Origin of the sequence: Bacillus sp. FSL K6-1003 (assembly GCF_037964945.1) — a bacterium.
GTDB lineage: Bacteria > Bacillota > Bacilli > Bacillales > Bacillaceae > Bacillus > Bacillus mojavensis.
In genome coordinates this window covers 1348119-1362663 of sequence record NZ_CP150176.1, presented here as the reverse complement: position 1 = coordinate 1362663, position 14545 = coordinate 1348119, and the positions used below count along the sequence as shown (strand labels likewise).

The 14545-nt window shown below is 47.2% G+C and carries 13 protein-coding genes; 2 read left to right on the top strand and 11 right to left on the bottom strand.

Going from position 1 to position 14545, the window contains the following annotated elements; genetic code table 11:
- Window positions 1-3: 3 nt before the first annotated feature.
- The 9 genes from NSU16_RS07060 to proG form a co-directional block, all read right to left on the bottom strand.
- Window positions 4-894 carry a C40 family peptidase gene (locus NSU16_RS07060; RefSeq protein WP_339192423.1) on the bottom strand — a complete coding sequence of 297 codons (891 nt, stop codon included), beginning with the start codon at window positions 892-894 and terminating at the stop codon, window positions 4-6.
- Window positions 891-1991, bottom strand: a complete 1101-nt coding sequence (ykfB, locus tag NSU16_RS07055) for an L-Ala-D/L-Glu epimerase (protein ID WP_339192422.1) — start codon at window positions 1989-1991, stop codon at window positions 891-893. The genes NSU16_RS07060 and ykfB overlap by 4 nt, the downstream gene beginning before the upstream one ends.
- Before the next feature lie 2 nt (window positions 1992-1993).
- On the bottom strand, window positions 1994-2929 hold the full coding sequence (locus NSU16_RS07050) for an LD-carboxypeptidase (protein WP_339192421.1): 936 nt from the start codon (window positions 2927-2929) through the stop codon (window positions 1994-1996).
- Between the two features lie 107 nt (window positions 2930-3036).
- Window positions 3037-4668 (bottom strand): dipeptide ABC transporter substrate-binding protein DppE, encoded by a 1632-nt coding sequence (gene dppE, locus NSU16_RS07045; RefSeq protein ID WP_326201977.1) that lies wholly within the window; start codon window positions 4666-4668, stop codon window positions 3037-3039.
- 18 nt (window positions 4669-4686) lie between these two features.
- Entirely contained in the window at window positions 4687-5694 is a 1008-nt protein-coding gene (locus tag NSU16_RS07040; protein WP_339192420.1) for an ABC transporter ATP-binding protein, read from the bottom strand.
- Between the two features lie 4 nt (window positions 5695-5698).
- Window positions 5699-6661 (bottom strand): dipeptide ABC transporter permease DppC, encoded by a 963-nt coding sequence (dppC, locus tag NSU16_RS07035; protein ID WP_339192419.1) that lies wholly within the window; start codon window positions 6659-6661, stop codon window positions 5699-5701.
- Between the two features lie 5 nt (window positions 6662-6666).
- On the bottom strand, window positions 6667-7593 hold the full coding sequence (dppB, locus tag NSU16_RS07030; protein ID WP_339192418.1) for a dipeptide ABC transporter permease DppB: 927 nt from the start codon (window positions 7591-7593) through the stop codon (window positions 6667-6669).
- A 15-nt stretch (window positions 7594-7608) separates the two neighbouring features.
- On the bottom strand, window positions 7609-8433 hold the full coding sequence (gene dppA / locus NSU16_RS07025; protein WP_339192417.1) for a D-aminopeptidase DppA: 825 nt from the start codon (window positions 8431-8433) through the stop codon (window positions 7609-7611).
- A 127-nt stretch (window positions 8434-8560) separates the two neighbouring features.
- Window positions 8561-9379, bottom strand: coding sequence for a pyrroline-5-carboxylate reductase ProG (gene proG, locus NSU16_RS07020; RefSeq protein ID WP_339192416.1), 819 nt, complete (start codon window positions 9377-9379; stop codon window positions 8561-8563).
- A gap of 181 nt (window positions 9380-9560) precedes the next feature.
- Here proG and htrA point away from each other — a divergent pair, with 181 nt between their 5' ends.
- Window positions 9561-10916 (top strand): serine protease HtrA, encoded by a 1356-nt coding sequence (gene htrA / locus NSU16_RS07015; protein WP_339192662.1) that lies wholly within the window; start codon window positions 9561-9563, stop codon window positions 10914-10916.
- A 155-nt stretch (window positions 10917-11071) separates the two neighbouring features.
- Window positions 11072-11263 (top strand): hypothetical protein, encoded by a 192-nt coding sequence (locus NSU16_RS07010; protein ID WP_339192415.1) that lies wholly within the window; start codon window positions 11072-11074, stop codon window positions 11261-11263.
- A gap of 102 nt (window positions 11264-11365) precedes the next feature.
- Here NSU16_RS07010 and NSU16_RS07005 read toward each other — a convergent pair whose 3' ends face one another.
- Window positions 11366-12337 (bottom strand): glycosyltransferase family 2 protein, encoded by a 972-nt coding sequence (locus NSU16_RS07005; RefSeq protein ID WP_168747529.1) that lies wholly within the window; start codon window positions 12335-12337, stop codon window positions 11366-11368.
- Between the two features lie 11 nt (window positions 12338-12348).
- A complete protein-coding gene (locus NSU16_RS07000; RefSeq protein ID WP_339192412.1) occupies window positions 12349-14505 on the bottom strand; it encodes a glycosyltransferase family 39 protein in 2157 nt (718 codons plus the stop codon).
- Window positions 14506-14545 lie beyond the last annotated feature (40 nt).

The window sequence follows — 14545 nt, the reverse complement described above, 5'->3', positions numbered from 1 at the left end:
TCCTCATTCTGAAAAACAGCGGCGTGCCGCACAAAGCTCTTTTTCATATTCTGTATTTTTCAGCGTGATGATTTCGATCGATTTCCCTGTCTTAGGAGAATGAAGCATTTTTCCGTCTCCTATGGACAGACCCACGTGATGAATTGCTCCTTTTCCTTCTTCATATGCAAAAAATAGCAGATCACCGGCACCGATGTCGTGAAGCGGCACTTTCTTCCCTGTTTTCGCCTGGTCTCCCGCATCACGGGGAATACTGTACCCATTGGCTTTAAATAAGCTGTACATAAAACCAGAGCAGTCAAATCCAAATCCGCTTATACCTCCCCATAAATAAGGAAGTTCGAGAAAACATGCCCCTGTCTGAATGATGTCTTCGGCCGTTCCTTTCTTATGCTGAACAAGCTCCGCATCAGTTTGTCTCAGAAGCCTATCTCCAATAGGAGTCGCTACTTTGAAAAAGCCGTCCTCTTCACCAATCAGAGGCAGAGCAGTTAAGAAGCTCAGTTCAATTTCCTTTTCTCGGGTATCCCCATACAAAAAAGCTGTTGGTTTGCTGATCGACACGGTGTGATTCGATTGTGTGAGATTTGTGTTTATCAGCTGGTTCTTTTTCATCCAGCCCGGATATCCGCGTTTATCCTTGCGGGATGACTGGCCGGGCACAATGACAGACACCCATTCATCCTGTTCCGCCGTGACCAGCACCTCCTCGCCAAAGAGAACCTGCGTTTGGATCACATTATCTTTACATAACCCAAGCCGCTGATCATAGGTCATGCTCTTGAGCCATTCTCTGATCGACACGGTTGGATCGAGCATTGTGTGATCAAATGGACGAGGTGAATCAGGCGCCGTCCATATGTTGGCAACTGCTGATATAACAGTATGGTTCATGTCTCCGTTTCTCCTTTCTGAAGCACAACTCCTGTAATGCCAAGACCCGGTTTGTCTGGCAACGTAATCGTGCTGCCGCTGTATACAATTCCGCCCTTGATCAAATCCGTTTTCAGCATGAGCGGGGCATCGAAGTCAAAGCGCGTAACGTTTTTTTTGCTTGCCGCGAAATGCGCCGCAGCTGTAATGCCGAGCTTTGTTTCGATCATGCTGCCGACCATGCACTCCACCCCGCAAATCTCTGCCATGGCATTGATTTTCTCTGCTCCGCTGATTCCTCCTGCCTTCATCAATTTAATATTGATCAGGTCGGCGCTGCGGGTTTGAAGGATTTCGAATGCCTGTCGCGGAGTAAATACACTTTCATCAGCCATGATTGGCGTGTCCGTTGCATCCGTCACTTTCTTGAGCCCGGCAAGATCATCCTTATGGACAGGCTGTTCGACAAGCTCAATGTCCAGGCCGGCATCCTCTATTTTCCGAATAGCGGTTACCGCTTCTTTCGGCGCCCATCCCTGATTGGCATCCAAACGAAGCTTCGCCCCAGGCCCGACCCGTTTTCTGACTTCTTGAATACGGGCGATATCTGTCTCAATGTCATCTCTGCCAACCTTTATTTTTAGCGTTTGAAAGCCTTGTTTAAGAAAACGCTCAGCATCCGCCGCCATCTCTTCAGGCGGGTTCACACTGACGGTGTAGTCCGTTTCAAGCGTGCTTCGATATCCGCCGAGCATTTGGTAAAGCGGCTGCCCGCCCATCTGCGCCCAGCCGTCGTATACAGCCATTTCCACAGCTGCTTTTGCGCTTTGATTTCCTGCCAGAAGATGCTGGATGTCATGCAGAATGGCCTCGCACCCGGACAGGCTTCTTCCAAGCAGTGCCGGCTTTAAGACGTTGTGTATCGCACTTTCGATACTGTCCATGCTGTCTCCGGTAATCACAATCGTCGGAGGCGCTTCTCCCCATCCGATTGCGCCATTGTCATAAGTGATCGTTACGATCACAGATTCAGCTGTATACACTGTGCGAAGCGCCGTTTTAAACGGCTTTGTCAGCGGCACAGCGACCCGTTTTGTGTCTATTTTTATTATTTTCATACTCAATGCGCCCCTCCAGAAACGCCCGCCTCAATGACGACCGTTTTTTTAGCTGTATCCATGGCCGCGTGCGCACCGATCGGAACGGCAATACTCGGCGAACAGTGGCCAATCTTAAACCCTCTAAGAGCAGGCCTTCCGGAGGACACAATATAGTCTTCGAGCACCTGCTCAAGTGTCAAAGATTTCTCCCGTTTCACCGGGATGCAGTTATGAAAATCACAAACAAGAATGCCGGCTGCGTCCGACAGCTTCCCTGCCATTTTCAGCTGATTCAGCATCCGGTCAATTTGATAAGGCTCCTCGTCAATATCTTCAATAAACAAGAGCTTTCCCCTCGTATCAATCTCAAACGGCGTGCCGAGTGTAGATGACAGCAAGGATAGATTGCCGCCGACAAGCTCCCCTTCCGCTTTTCCCGGGACAAGCACCGTCAGCGGTGAAAGTTTTTCTGTATAGGTGAATGCCGTCTCTTGAAACAGCTGCTGATACGACGCTTTTGTCAGGGGATGAACGTCTTCCAGGCCTATATCTGAGCTGAGCATCGGCCCGTGAAAAGTGACGAGGCCCGTGTTTTGATGGATGGCGGTATGTAAAAACGTAATATCACTGTATCCCCAAAAGATTTTAGGGTGTTTGCGGAGCAAGCTGTAATCAATGCTTGAGGCGATCCGTCCCGTGCCAAAGCCTCCGCATGCGCACAGCACCGCTTTCACCTCCTGGTCTTTGAACATCTCGTGCAGATCAGCCAGCCGCTCATCATCCTGTCCCGCTAAATAGCCGTGCTGGTTTTTCAGCGCCTTGCCCAGCTTTACCTGAAGGCCGAGCTCCTCTAAAAACAAAAGCGCCGTTTCAAGCTTTTTCGGATCAGGCGGGCTTGCTGGTGCGATGACACCGACTGTATCGCCTTTTTTCAGTGTGTTCGGCTTGTGGTTCAACTCCGATCAGCTCCCTTCATTTGCTCTGCACCCTACGTATACGTACAAATAAGAGAAAAAATACCGCTCCTTCACATAAAGAGAGCAGTATTTTCTCAATCGCAGTGTTAGTTTTTATCGGCCCATTTTAAATCGATATAGCCGACAGGGTGCCGGACGATGTCCTTTACATGTTCGTTTTGCAGATTGACCTGATTATAGAAATAAACCGGAATAATAGGTGCTTCATTGATGAGAAGCTTTTCCGCCTTATGCATGAGTGAAAAACGCGTTTTTTCATCCGCTTCATTTTTCGCCTGCTTCATCAGCTGATCATATTCTTTGTTGGTCCAGCCTGTGCGGTTCATCGAATTTCCTGTTTGGAAGGCTTCCAGGAAACTGATAGGGTCCGCATAGTCAGGCAGAAATGAGCTTTGTGAGAATTGGAACTTAAGCGCTTTTTGCTCCTCTAAAAACACGTTCCACTCCATATTGGCCAGCTTCACATCGACGCCAAGAGTATTTTTCAATTTTTGCTGGATGGCTTCAGCAATCTTTTTATGCTCCGGTTTCGTACTGTAAGTAAGCGTGACCGCAGGCAGCTTGTCATACTTCTCTTCCTTCATTCCTTTTTCTAACAGCTGCTTCGCTTTGTTTTCATTTGGTTTGATCAGGTCTCCGCCCGCTTCCCGAAAGTCCTTGCCGTCAGGCTGTGTAAACCCGGGCGAAACAAAAGCGTGTGCCGGTTTTTCATTGTTTTTCGTGACGTATTTTACGATTTCCTTCTGATCAACAGCCATTGCGAAGGCTTTTCTGATGTTTTCATTTTGAAACGGCTCCATATTGACATTAAAGCGGTAAAAGTATAAACCCGCCTGATCAACGATGTGCACGTTGTCTTGATCCAGCAGCTGGTCACTTAGCTCAGCCGGTACGTATGCGGTGTCCAATTCTCCAGACTGAAACATTTGGTAATCTGTATTTCTGTCACTCACCATTGCCCATTTCACTTTGTCAAGCTTAACGGTTTCTTTATCCCAGTACGTATCGCTTTTTTCCATTGTGATGCTGTCATCATGCTTCCATTCCGCCAGTTTAAACGGGCCGTTGCCGACAAATGTATCAGCTTCAGCAAACCACTTTGGATTTTCTTTATCGACTTTTTCGTTAACCGGAAAATACGCCGGGTTTGACACCACGCTCAGGAAATATTTTTGCGGCGCGGCAAGTGTCACTTCAAGGGTATGATCATCCTTTGCCGTCACCTTCACATCGTCTCTTTTCCCTTTTCCGCTGTTATAGGCTTCGCCGCCTTCAATAAAGTAGCCGAGAAACGCGGAAGATGCTCCTGTTTTCGGATCAAGCATCCGTTTCCAAGCGTATTCAAAATCTCCGGCTGTCACAGGGTCTCCGTTCGTCCATTTCGCATTTTCCCGAATCGTAAATGTGTACGTTTTTTTATCCTTCGACACAGACCACTTCTCTGCCATCGCCGGCTCCGGTTCATTGTCTTTACCGAGGCGCGTTAACCCTTCCATGATGTTATTTAACGGCTGCCAAGACACATTATTAAAACCGATCGGCGGGTCAAACGAAGTCGGTTCATTTTCATTATTTAAGTACAGTACCTTTTCTCCGCTTGTCTTTGCCTTATCTTCTCCGCTTTCTTTTCCAGCCTGCTCATTTGCCGTGCATCCCATCAGCGCAAATGAAAGTCCCAGTGCAAGACCCATTCCCCATAGCTTCTTCACTCTCTTCATCCTCTTCCCCCTTTTTCGTTATTCATCCTTCGCTCCCGGCAGCACCGCGTGCTCAGCCCGTTTATCCTGAAGCCAGCAGTGAACAGCGTGCGTGCCGGATCGAACGGTTTGATCAGGGTATACCCTGTCGCACACGATCATTCTGCTCGGACAGCGGGCTGCAAATGGGCAGCCCGGCGGCGGTGAAAATAAATCCGGCGGCGTGCCGTCAATCGGAATCAGCTCCGCGTCTTCAAGATCCAGCCGCGGGACGGAATTTAGCAGCCCTTTTGTATAAGGGTGCTGCGGCTTGTAAAATATATCTTTTCTCGTGCCAATTTCAGCTATTTTTCCGGCATACATCACTGCCACCCTGTCAGCAACCTGGGCAACCACCCCTAAATCGTGTGTGATCAAAATGACAGAAACCTTTGTTTTTCTCTGAATCTCTTTAAACAGTTCCAGAATTTGCGCCTGTATGGTGACGTCAAGGGCAGTTGTCGGTTCATCCGCTATTAAAATATCAGGCTCGCAGATCAGCGCCATCGCAATGACAATCCGCTGTCTCATGCCGCCGCTGAATTGATGGGGATACTGCTTCAGGCGTGCTTCAGGATCTGGAATGCCGACCAATGCCAGCATAGAAAGAACCTCTTTCTCAGCAGCCTTTTTCTTCATCCTCTTGTGACGAAGAAGCGCTTCTGCCAGCTGGTCTCCGACAGTCAGCGTCGGGTTTAACGCCGTCATCGGATCTTGAAAAATCATTGAAATGTCCGCTCCCCTTATGCTCCTCATTTCTCTGTCAGAGAGACGGCAAAGGTCTTTGTTTTTAAATAAAATGCTGCCGTCTGTCACCTTCGCTGAATAGGGCGGGAGCAGTCCCATAATGCTCTGAGAGGTGACGCTCTTGCCGCAGCCCGATTCACCGACAATGGCAAAGGTTTCGCCTTTGTACAAATCGAAGCTCACGCCTCTGACCGCCTGAATCGTCCCGCCGTAAGTCGTAAAAGAAACGTGCAGATCATTGACTGACAGAACTTTCTCCATACAGCTACCTCCTTAGCTTAGGGTCCAGTGCATCCTGCAATCCGTCCCCCAGCACATTAAACGCGTACATCGTTAATGAGATGAAAAAGGCAGGAAAGAACAGGCGCCACCAATGCCCAGACAAAATGGTCGGCAGGCCGTCATTCGCCATCACACCCCAGCTGGCAAACGGCGCTTGAATGCCGAGACCGAGAAAGCTCAAAAATGATTCTGCGAATATGGCGGTAGGTACAGTTAAAGTCATTTGTACGATGATCGCGCCCATTGTATTCGGCAGCAAATTTTTGCGAATGATGCGAAAGGTTTTCGCACCAAAGGTTTTCGAGGCGAGCACATACTCGTAATTTTTTATTTGCAGCACCTGGCCTCTTACAATTCTCGCCATGCCGACCCATCCCGTCACAGTCAGCGCTACGATAATGGTGCCAAGCCCCGGACCCATCAAGACCATCAGCAAAATGACAACAAGAAGATACGGCAGCCCGTACAGCACTTCAATAATCCGCATCATAACACTGTCTGTTCTGCCGCCTTTATAGCCGGCAATGCCTCCGTAAATGACACCGATCAAAAAATCAATCAGTGCAGCCATCACTCCGACAAATAATGAAATCCTCGCTCCGTACCATGTTCGTGTAAACACATCCCGGCCAAGCTCATCTGTACCGAACCAATGATCTGCAGAAGGGGGAAGGTTTTGTTCTGTCAGCGATTGGCGCGCGACACTATGAGGGGATAAAAAAGGACCGACTGCTGCCATCACAAATAGAAATAAAAGAATAAAAAGCCCGGCCATCGCTAGTTTATTTTTCTTCAGCCTCCTCCAGGCATCCTGCACGTAGGACAAACTCGGCCGTTTGACTGAATCGGTCTCTTGGGTCTTTTCCTGATTCGTAACAAACCATTCGTCCGGCACCTGAACGTGCTGCTGCGGCTGGCGTTCATCTGTTTGTACAGGGAGATTCATACGCTTCACCCTTTCTTATGCAGTTTAATGCGCGGGTCCAGCAGACCGTAGGCCAAGTCGACCAAAAACAGCATCACGATCAAAATGACGCTGTAAAAAACGGTCGTTCCCATAATCACGGGATAGTCCCGCTGATTAATGCTTTCGACAAAATATTTTCCCATTCCGGGAATGGCGAAGATTTTTTCAATAACAAAGCTTCCTGTTAAAATGCTGGCAACGAGTGTTCCCAGTACGGTAATGACGGGCATGAGCGCGTTTCTGAGTGCGTGTTTTACGATAATTTTGAGCGGAGACAGCCCTTTCGCTTTCGCTGTGCGGATATAATCCTGTGTCAGGACTTCGACCATGCTTGATCTTGTCAGCCTGGCGATAATCGCCATCGGTCCAACTGCAAGCGCTGCGGTCGGAAGCACCATATGGATCGGGCTCGTCCACGTAGCGGCGGGAAATAGTTTAAAATTGACGGCAAACTGCTGAATAAGCAACGTCGCCATAATAAAATTCGGGATGGAAATGCCGAGTACCGCGAGGCTCATCGCGGCGTAGTCCAAAAAGCCGTTGCGGCGCAGCGCGGCGGTTACGCCAAGTATCAGCCCTGAGATCACAGCAATGATAATCGCTGCCATCCCTAGTTCGAAGGAAACGGGAAATCCGCGCTCCAGCATATCATTTACACTGTCTGACGGTTTTTTAATAGAAGGGCCAAAATCGAATGTAATGATGGATTTTAGATAGATGATGTATTGGATAATGAGAGGATCGTCTAAGTGATAGTAGGCTTCGAGATTTCTTTGAACCGCTTCATTTGTACCCCTCTCCTCATTAAAAGGAGACCCGGGAATGACCTTCATCAGAACAAAAGTCAGGGTGGTAATGACCAAAATCGTAGCTGCCATTGCCAAAAAACGCTTCATTATATATCTTGCCAAAGCCTTTACACCCCTTTAGGAGAATGATGTTCGCATCGCCAGTTCAGTCATGACAAGCATAGCCTGGTAGGCTTCAAGCATATCCTTCGCCTGAAATTGAACGGTTGTGGTTCCCGGTTTGATTTCTGTACCCGGCATTAGATGAGCCCACTCAGCTTGGCCGTAATTGGCAAATTCAATGCTCAATACAGGCCTGTCAGGCGGTGTAAGCGGTTTAACTTTATCCTTGTTCTGCAGGGCATATGCGGTTTTTTCTGTCAGCAGCCGGCCGGCTTTCGCAGGCGACAGACATTTAACTGCAGATCTTGAAATCGTTTGTTTAACAGCAGCTGTCGTGACATTCGGGATGAGCTCTTCAGCTTCTTTGGCCGCCCGGTTATCACCGGCTACCATTAATACCGGGACATCGTAATAACCGGCAACGTAAGCATTTAATCCAAGCTCACCAACAGGCTGATCATTTATGTAAAAATGACGAACACCGAAAATCATGCTATGGGACATGACACCGGGAGTTGAAGCTCTTGCGTGATAACCGAGAAACAACGCGCCCGTGAAAGTATCATCCAGCCCCTGTACCATCGAAAATGGTTTAACATCGCCGGAAATCAAATCTGCCTCCGGATGAAGCTTTTCAACCATCAGATTATTCATTTTCGAATGGCTGTCATTCACCAGCACCTCCGTACACCCGCTGTTAAACGCTTCGGTAATACAGTAGTTTGCTTCCTCGGTCATGAGCAGCCGTCCGCGTTCATAATTACGCTTGCCGGAATCAACAAAGGTATCATCCGGAAGACCTGAAATACCCTCCATATCTACTGACATGTACAGTTTCATAGCGCTCCTCCTTTTTTACTAAATTATGAATATTCTAACAGATTATATTAAAAAAAGAGGAAAAATGCAATATAGCTGGGAAAAATCACTAACGGTCAGAGATAAAAAAGAATCCTCTTTCAAGGATTCATGTTTCTTTTGCTGCCTGTTCTGTCAGCTGCTCGTATTTTTCGAGTGTTTTTTCAAATACTTGATCAAATACATGCGGCACGGAGGCACGTATCACCGCCGCTCCCTCTCCTGTAATTCCGCCTTTCGTTGCAACACGGTTCAGCGTCTCCTCAAAGGACATCTTCTTTTCAATCAGCAGCTTGCCTGTCCCATACAGTGAGTGTATCAGGAAATCAAAGGCTTCTTCTTTTGTCAGGCTGCTGTTTCTCACAGCTGCCAGCGCTAATTCTTCAAACACTGCGGCAATGAAGCCCGGAGCAGAGCTCGTCAGATTACTGGCGGCATCCAAATTGGATTCTTTTATTTCTCGCACACTGCTGAAAGCCGATAACAGTTCATCCAAACGTTCTTTCTTCTGTGCCGCCAGAGCTTCACTGTGAACAACCAGTGAGATGCCGGCTTCTGCTTCAGATGTAATGGCCGGGATCACCCGTGATATTCCAGCTGCCGTTTCAGCCTCTAAAAGCCGCAGAGGCACACCAGCCGCAACGGATACAATATGAGTATTCCGGTTCACATACGGATGCAGCCGGCGCACTGTTTCAATGACATGGAGCGGCGGGACACATATAAAGATCAACGCGCACTTTTCCGCCCATACCTCAAGCGGTTTTGCCGAAACGTCTGGATAGTCAGCGAGCAATGCCTGAAGCCGATCGCCCTTAGTTCTTGTCTCAACAAACAGCTCATTTTCCTCTATTTGTTTATGCTTCAGCAGCTGTCTGGCGATCATATCCGCCATGCTGCCATATCCGATCAATCCGATTGGTTCCATCGTTTCAGCCCTTTCATGTACAATATTCCTTATAAAGTGTACCGGTTTTCGTACTTTTTCACAATTTCCCATAAAGTTTTCATTTTTATCCCACAGTTTTTGTTTATGATAAAATCAAGTCATAAAACTGCCATAATCAAGATGTAATGAGTTGAAAATAGAGAGAAACGGAGTGAACATGATGGATAACTATCGTGACGAAAATAGAACAGAAGGACAAGAGAATGAGGTTTTTTTAACGAAAGAGAATGATCAAAACCCTTCTTACTCAGCCCGCAATGTGATTCATGATCAAGAGAAGAAAAAACGCGGATTCGGATGGTTCAGGCCGCTGCTTGGCGGAGTCATCGGCGGAAGTCTCGCCCTTGGCATTTATACGTTCACACCGCTTGGCGACCACGATTCTCAGGACGCAGCGAAACAGACGTCCAGCCAGCAGCAAACTCAATCTGTTACAGCTAAAAGCACCTCCTCTGAATCAAACAAAAGCTCGACGGGCTCAAGCAGCTCATCTGCATTTAAGAGCGAGGATTCTTCTAAAATCTCAAATATGGTGGAAGATCTATCACCGGCGATTGTGGGTATCACAAACCTTCAGGCTCAGTCAAATAGCTCTTTGTTTGGTTCCGGCTCTGATTCTAGCGAAGATACAGAAAGCGGCTCAGGATCAGGTGTCATTTTCAAAAAAGAGAACGGCAAGGCTTATATCATTACGAATAACCACGTTGTAGAAGGCGCAACTTCACTTAAAGTGTCTTTATACGACGGCACTGATGTGACAGCAAAGCTTGTAGGCAGTGACTCTTTAACAGATTTAGCGGTTCTTCAAATCAGTGATGACCACGTAACAAAGGTAGCAAACTTCGGTGATTCATCAGATCTCAGAACAGGCGAAACCGTCATTGCAATTGGAGATCCGCTCGGTAAAGACCTGTCTCGCACAGTAACACAAGGAATTGTAAGCGGCGTGGATAGAACAGTTTCAATGTCAACATCAGCCGGTCAAACAAGCATTAACGTGATTCAAACTGATGCCGCAATTAACCCGGGTAACAGCGGCGGTCCGTTGTTAAATACAGACGGCAAAATTGTCGGCATTAACAGCATGAAAATCAGTGAAGATGATGTTGAGGGCATCGGATTTGCCATTCCAAGCAACGACGTCAAACCGATAGCTGAAGAATTGCTGTCTAAAGGGCAAATTGAACGTCCATATATCGGTGTCAGCATGCTCGATTTGGAACAGGTGCCGCAAAACTATCAAGAAGGCACACTTGGCTTATTCGGCAGCCAGCTGAATAAAGGCGTATACATCCGTGAAGTCGCTTCAGGCTCCCCTGCTGCAAAGGCCGGGCTGAAAGCCGAAGATATTATCATCAGCTTAAAAGGCAAAAAAATCAACACAGGCAGCGAATTGCGCAATATCCTATACAAAGACGCAAATATCGGCGACACCGTCGAAGTGAAAATTCTCAGAAACGGCAAAGAAATGACGAAAAAAATCAAACTCGATCAAAAAGAAGAAACACCTTCTTAAGAAAAGCGCCTCAGGCCGCAAAAGCGGTCTGAGGCTTTTTGTTAGACAAAAGAACGATCTACTCTATGAAACTTTCTACCGATACACCCGTATATGATACAGGCTGATTTGATTCTAATCAGATGCTTGAAGCATTGTTTAAAAGGAGGTATGACATGAAAACCATGGGATTGAGCATGATTTGCGCAGGATTGGCTTTTCTGATGCTGAGCTATCTCCTTCCTGCATCAACATTGGCATGGGGAGTTACACTGGGGGCCAGTATTCTATTAAACATTACAGGTACGGCTGTGCTCATGCGTTTCTTAAAAACTTCTCAATCTAACAGCTATTTTCAGCTTGCCTGAACGGGCAGTGCAAGCTCACAATCCCTTCTTCTCTCCTTCTCCCTTCCATATCAGCACTTTGATACATAAAAACCCCTGTCCGTAAAGGACAGGGGCTTCTGGTCAGGACATATGCTGGTCCCTATAGAGTCTTTTATTTTCAATCCCGTACGATTTCTGTACGATGTAAAGCGGCCGGTCTTTGGCTTCATCATAGATTCTGCCGATATATTCACCAATCATCCCCAGTATCAAAAGCACGATGCCGCTGAACAGGAGCTGGATGACAATAAGCGATGACCAGCCGGTAATGGTGCTGTCAGTGAACAGCTTCAAATACAGCACGATAAACATATACAGAAAACCTGCGCCTGACATTAAGACCCCGGCATAGCTTGCCAGCTTCAGCGGTTTATGTGAAAATGTCGTAATGCCATCCATTGAAAGCTTCAGCATTTTCTTAAGCGGGTATTTCGTTTCTCCGGCAAGCCTTTCATCACGTACATACTCAACTGCCGTTTGTTTGAAGCCTACCCAGCTGACGAGGCCTCGGACAAAAGGATTTTTTTCCTTTAATTTTTTCATTTCATCACAGACTTTTCTGTCCATGAGACGGAAATCCCCGGTATCTATCGGGATATCAATATCTGTCATGCTGCTGAGAAGCCGGTAAAACATGGCCGCTGTCTGTTTTTTGAAAAAGGTTTCCCCTTTTCGTTTTGTCCGCACGGCGTATATGACCTCATAGCCTTCCTTCCACTTTTCAATCATGTCTAAAATTAACTCAGGAGGGTCCTGCAAATCGGCGTCAATAACGACGATTGCATTCCCCTGTGCATAATCCATTCCCGCTGTAATCGCGATCTGGTGCCCAAAATTCCTGGAAAAATCAATGATTTTCACTCTCGAATCAATCAGACTGTGTTCCCTTAAAATCTCAATACTGCGATCTTTGCTGCCGTCATTGACAAAAAGCAGCTCATAGTTTTCCTTCGTTTGATCCATGACCTCTTTTAAGCGCTGATAGGTTTCATGAATGACAAGCTCTTCATTATACACAGGTATCACAATTGAATATTGAATATGTCTGCTCATGTTTTTTCCTCCTATTCATCAGCATTTAGTTCGTATAATGTAGCTGACTGGTTCATTCCGCCAGGCCCGCCGCTCATTTTGCCGGTTTGGCCTGAAGCGTTGCTCTTGCTTGCCGTACCTGATGAATCAGTCTGATCAGAGCTTGACTGCCATTTATCAGAAGAAACTTTCTTGCCGTTTTCTTGAACCCATTCGACAATTTCATTGTTTCCGCCTTTCCCCATTCCTGAAGCCAAGAAGTATTTCACTTTTCCTTCTTTTACGAGCTTTTTAAATTGAGTCAGCGTGATGGCCGGGTCAGAACCGCTGAATCCGCCGATCGTCATGACGGCCTTTTTCGTTTTGATAATATACGGAGCCGCTGTGTTTGAATCAGTGGTGGCGAATAAATATTCCGCTCCGGAGTTGTTTTCTTCTAAATACTCAATCAATTTTTCATTTACACTCGACTCGTTCATTCCCATGCCTTTTCCACTGCTTGAAGCGAGCTGCGGCCCTGTTTCAGGAAGAGAGCTGTTCCCTCCGTACAGGAGAGGTGTGTTTGCCCAATAAATCGGCATCACAAGCAATACAAGAAGCCCTGCAAGTGATATATAATATGTGAGCGATTTTTGGCGCTGTTTTAAAATCAGAAGAGCAATGGCAGATAACGCACCGATAACTCCAACGCCGATACTCCATCCAACACTGATTTGATCGTTGTAGTTTCTCAGAATAAACAATTCAAATCCCGTTGTGGCAGCCATCGCTGCCGGCAAAAGCCAAGACTTCCAGCCTGTATGGCTTCGGTATAACTGAACGAGCGCAACCCATCCAGCTCCGACAAGTGCTGCAATCGGCGGCGCCAGCATAATGAGATAATAATGATGGAAAAATTCTGCTACACTAAAGAATCCGGCAATCGGCGCAAGCCATGCAACCCAGAACACCGTCTCCTTCTGCTCAACAGATAATCTTCTTCTTTCTCTCGCGCCTGCAATCAGCAAGCCTGCCATTCCAAAAATCGCAAATGGCAGCAGCCAGCTGATTTGATCAGATAGTTCTTGTTGGAAGAGCCGAAGCGGGCCAGGTGTTCCCGTTCCGAACATTCCTGTACCTGATTGCATTTCCGATCCGCCTGAATCGCCCTTACCTCCGTCGCCGCCAGGTCCGCCTTGTCCGTCATCTCCTCCGCCGTTTGGAGGGCCTCCTTGACCGCCGCTTGGCATTTCCCCATTGGATGGCGGTGCCGTCATATTGCCATTTGCAGATTTGTCATCGTTTGATGAGCTGCTGCTTGTTGACTGATTAGGCGGTGCCTGAGCGTCAGATGAACTGTTTTCCGAAGAAGGCATTTCTTTTGCTGCGTCTTTGCTTGACCCGTCCTGACCGCCGCCGGAATTTTGTCCTGTCAGCCGCTGAATTCCGTTGTATCCGAAAGCCAATTCCAAAACAGAGTTGGTCTGGCTGCTTCCGACATAAGGACGTTTGCTGGCAGGGATATTGTCAACGATGAGCGGCCATGATAACGAAACTGCCGCTAATACGACTAATGCGCTTCCTAGTGAAATGATTTTTTTCTTGATTGTGGCATTTGCCGCAATCAGGTAGAACAATAAGAAAGCCGGTAAAATCATATAAGCTTGAAGCATTTTTGTGTTGAAACCTGCACCAACTACGAAAAATGCTGCTAACAGCCAGATCAGCTTTCCTTTTCTGATGGCTTTAAAGAGAAGCCATGTAGCCAGCAATAAGAAAAATACCAGTAACGCATCAACATTATTTGTCCGGGCGACAGCCACCGCAATCGGTGTGCATGCCATGGTGAAAGAGGCGATCCTTGCTGCCGTCTTACCGAATGTCGGTTTTATTAACAGATACATTAAAAGGACAGAACCTACTCCAGCAAGTGCCTGAGGCAGGATGACGCTCCAGCCGTGCATACCGAATATAAGGGCGCTGATGGTTTGTATCTGGAACGTAATAGGCGGTTTATCAACCGTTATAAACCCCGCCGCGTCGAATGAGGCATAGAAAAAATTATGAAAGCTTTGCATCATACTTGTGACGGCAGCGGTGTAATAAGGATTCACCGTATCGTCATTCCAGATGTTATAGATATTTAAGAATGCAGATGCGAGCAAAATGAGAATCAGGAAGATGTCCAGCTCGCGCTTTTTCGTTTCCACGTGTGTCTTCACTCCTTTTCGTCTACCTTTGAAATAGTGT

Excerpts from the sequence above, each read along its gene's own strand:
- htrA (WP_339192662.1), top strand. The coding sequence starts at position 9,561 with ATGGATAACTATCGTGACGAAAATAGAACAGAAGGACAAGAGAATGAG.
- NSU16_RS07005 (WP_168747529.1), bottom strand. The coding sequence starts at position 12,337 with ATGAGCAGACATATTCAATATTCAATTGTGATACCTGTGTATAATGAA.
- dppE (WP_326201977.1), bottom strand. The coding sequence starts at position 4,668 with ATGAAGAGAGTGAAGAAGCTATGGGGAATGGGTCTTGCACTGGGACTT.
- proG (WP_339192416.1), bottom strand. The coding sequence starts at position 9,379 with ATGGAACCAATCGGATTGATCGGATATGGCAGCATGGCGGATATGATC.
- dppA (WP_339192417.1), bottom strand. The coding sequence starts at position 8,433 with ATGAAACTGTACATGTCAGTAGATATGGAGGGTATTTCAGGTCTTCCG.
- NSU16_RS07010 (WP_339192415.1), top strand. The coding sequence starts at position 11,072 with ATGAAAACCATGGGATTGAGCATGATTTGCGCAGGATTGGCTTTTCTG.
- dppC (WP_339192419.1), bottom strand. The coding sequence starts at position 6,661 with ATGAATCTCCCTGTACAAACAGATGAACGCCAGCCGCAGCAGCACGTT.
- NSU16_RS07040 (WP_339192420.1), bottom strand. The coding sequence starts at position 5,694 with ATGGAGAAAGTTCTGTCAGTCAATGATCTGCACGTTTCTTTTACGACT.
- ykfB (WP_339192422.1), bottom strand. The coding sequence starts at position 1,991 with ATGAAAATAATAAAAATAGACACAAAACGGGTCGCTGTGCCGCTGACA.
- NSU16_RS07060 (WP_339192423.1), bottom strand. The coding sequence starts at position 894 with ATGAACCATACTGTTATATCAGCAGTTGCCAACATATGGACGGCGCCT.